Origin of the sequence: Ruminococcus sp. (assembly GCF_017650195.1) — a bacterium.
GTDB lineage: Bacteria > Bacillota > Clostridia > Oscillospirales > Ruminococcaceae > Ruminococcus.
The window spans coordinates 1-3,232 of record NZ_JAGCFH010000219.1; the positions used below are offsets into that span (position 1 = coordinate 1).

At 43.5% G+C, this 3,232-nt stretch carries 1 protein-coding gene; it reads left to right on the forward strand.

The annotated features are described in order from the left end of the window. Window positions 1-332: 332 nt before the first annotated feature. Window positions 333-3,232, forward strand: a 2,900-nt coding sequence (locus J6U00_RS10065; RefSeq protein ID WP_296581500.1) for a glutamate synthase central domain-containing protein, incomplete at its 3' end; no start/stop codon positions are given.

The following is a 3,232-nucleotide window of genomic DNA, read 5'->3' on the forward strand; positions in this document are numbered from 1 at the left end:
GCAGATCCGGTGATCCGCAGCGCCCTTGCTGTTTACATTGTCATTATAGCCCATGAAGAATGATTTGTCAATAGCTTTTTTCAACTTTGTATGAAATCGATATATTTTTTGTGCTTTAAACGCCAAAAGTGCTCGTTTTTTACAAAAGTGCTATTAAGCAACGAAATTTACAGATTTTTTTCATTATCCTACTTGACATTTATGTTTTAAAGTGCTAAGATATTAATTAAGAACAAGGACGTTTACGACAGGCATTTTGTCTGTCCGAACGTCTTTTTTTATTCTGTGGTACAGATCAATGGCGCTCTGTATCAGAAAGGCAAGTGAATGATATGGACAATTTCAGAAAAGAAGCTCCATACGAGCAGCAGGGTCTTTATGATCCACGTTTTGAACACGATAACTGCGGAATAGGCGCAGTTGTAAACATCAGTGGTAAAGCCTCACGAAAAGTCGTAGACAATGCACTTACTATTGTTGAAAAGCTCGAGCACCGTGCAGGCAAAGATGCCGAAGGAAAAACCGGTGATGGTGTCGGTATCCTCGTGCAGATGCCTTACAGCTTCTTTATAAGTGAAGCAAAGAAACTTGGACACGATATTGGAAAAAATGGTGATTTCGGCGTAGGTATGTTTTTCTTTCCTCAGAATGAGCTTAAGCGCGACCGTGCAAAGAAATTATTCGAGATAATATTAAAAAAGAATAAACTTGAGCTTATATGCTGGCGTGAGGTCCCTACTTCCCCCTCTATACTTGGTCACAAAGCATACGAGAGTATGCCTCATATAATGCAGGCATTCGTTAAGCGTCCTGATGGTTGTGCAACGGGTCTTGATTTCGACAGAAAGCTGTTCATAGCAAGACGTGAATTCGAGCATTCCAATGAGGATACTTATGTATGCTCACTTTCCAGCCGTACCATTGTATATAAGGGTATGTTCCTTGTTGATGAGCTTAGACGGTTCTACACCGATCTGCAGCGAGATGAATTCACATCTGCTATCGCTATGGTTCACTCTCGATTTTCTACAAATACAAATCCAAGCTGGCAAAAAGCTCACCCAAACCGTTTCATAGTTCATAACGGTGAGATCAATACTATAATAGGCAATGCTGATAAAATGCTTGCCCGCGAGGAGACCATGAACTGTGAAGCTCTGAAAAATGATATGCACAGGATCCTCCCCGCTATCAATGTAAACGGTTCAGACTCTGCTCGTCTTGACAATGCTCTTGAATTCATGGTAATGTCCGGAATGCCTCTGCCGCTTGCAGTTATGATTTCCATACCAGAGCCATGGAAAAACGATCGTACAATATCAAAGGCAAAGTACGATTTTTACCAGTACTACGCAACAATGATGGAGCCGTGGGACGGTCCTGCATCAATACTATTCTCTGACGGAGAGGTTATGGGAGCAGTTCTTGACAGAAATGGCCTTCGTCCGTCACGCTATTGTATAACCAGCGATGGCTTTCTCATTCTTTCATCAGAAACAGGCTGCATAGATATACCTCCTGAGAATATTGTTAAAAAAGACCGTCTTCGTCCTGGTAAAATGCTTCTTGCCGACACGAAGCAGGGCAGGATAATCGAAGACGACGAGATAAAGAATTCTTATGCTTCACGTCAGCCCTACGGCGAATGGCTTGACGCTAATCTGGTTCGTCTGCACGATCTTCATATACCGAACAAAGGCGTAAAGATATACAGCAAGGACGAACTTGCAAGGCTACAGAAAGCATTCGGCTACTCTTATGAGGATATCAAGACAAGTATCCTTCCCATGGCTGAAAAAGGCGCGGAGCCGATAGCTTCTATGGGAAGCGATATTCCGCTTCCTCCTCTTGACAAGCAGTCACCTTCCCTTTTCAATTATTTCAGACAGCTTTTCGCACAGGTAACAAATCCGCCTTTTGACGCAATACGTGAAGAGATCGTTACCGATACCAGTGTTTATATAGGCAAAGACGGTAATCTCCTTGAAGAAAGCCCTGAAAACTGTCATGTTTTGAAGATTGAGAATCCGATTCTTACAGAAACTGATATGCTCAAAATAAAGAGCATGAAGGTGGACGGGCTCAAAACCGCGGTTATCCCTATTACATATTATATAGGTACTTCACTTGATAAGGCCATAGATCAGCTTTTCCTCGAAGCGGACAAAGCATACCGCGAAGGCGCAAATATACTCATACTTTCAGATCGCAATGTAGATGAGTTCCATTGCCCAATACCTTCATTGCTTGCAGTTGCAGCTCTTCAGCAGCATCTTGTATCAACCAAAAAGCGTACCGCTGTTGCAATGATACTTGAAAGCGCTGAGCCAAGAGAGGTACATCATTTTGCCGCACTTCTCGGTTACGGTGCCTGCGCTGTCAACCCGTATCTTGCACAGGAGACTATTCGTGGACTTATCGACGAAGGCACTCTAGACAAAGACTTCTATGCAGCTGAGGATGATTACAACAGTGCTATACTCCACGGCATCATAAAGATCGCCTCAAAAATGGGTATCTCTACTATACAGTCCTATCAGGGCAGTAAGCTTTTTGAAGCTGTCGGAATCTCGAAGGAGCTAATTGACAAATACTTTGCAGGAACAACAAGTCGTATAGGCGGAATCGGACTTATTGAAATAAGCAGACGAACAGAATCTCTCCACACAGCAGCATATGACCCGCTTGGACTTCATGTAAGAAATGATATCGGCAGTATAGGAAGTCACAAGCTCAGAAGCGGTAAAAGCGATCATCTTTATACTCCAGAGACGATACATCTGCTTCAGCAGGCTGCATGGACAGGAAGCTATGATACATATAAAAAGTATTCCGAAAGTATAACCCGCGAAGATAACGAGCTTACGCTCCGCAGCCTCCTTGACTTTAAATATGACGAGAACATGGCTATATCAATTGATGAAGTTGAATCGGTAGAAAGTATATGCCGCCGCTTCAAGACCGGAGCAATGTCATATGGTTCAATATCTCAGGAAGCTCACGAATGTATGGCAGTCGCCATGAACAGTATAGGCGGCAAGTCAAACAGCGGTGAAGGCGGAGAAAGCCCTGAAAGACTCAAATCTGACCGTTGCTCTGCAATCAAGCAGGTCGCTTCGGGCCGTTTCGGAGTAACGAGCGAATATCTTGTTTCAGCTCAGGAAATACAGATAAAAATGGCTCAAGGAGCAAAGCCCGGTGAGGGTGGTCATCTTCCCTCGGGAACGGTATA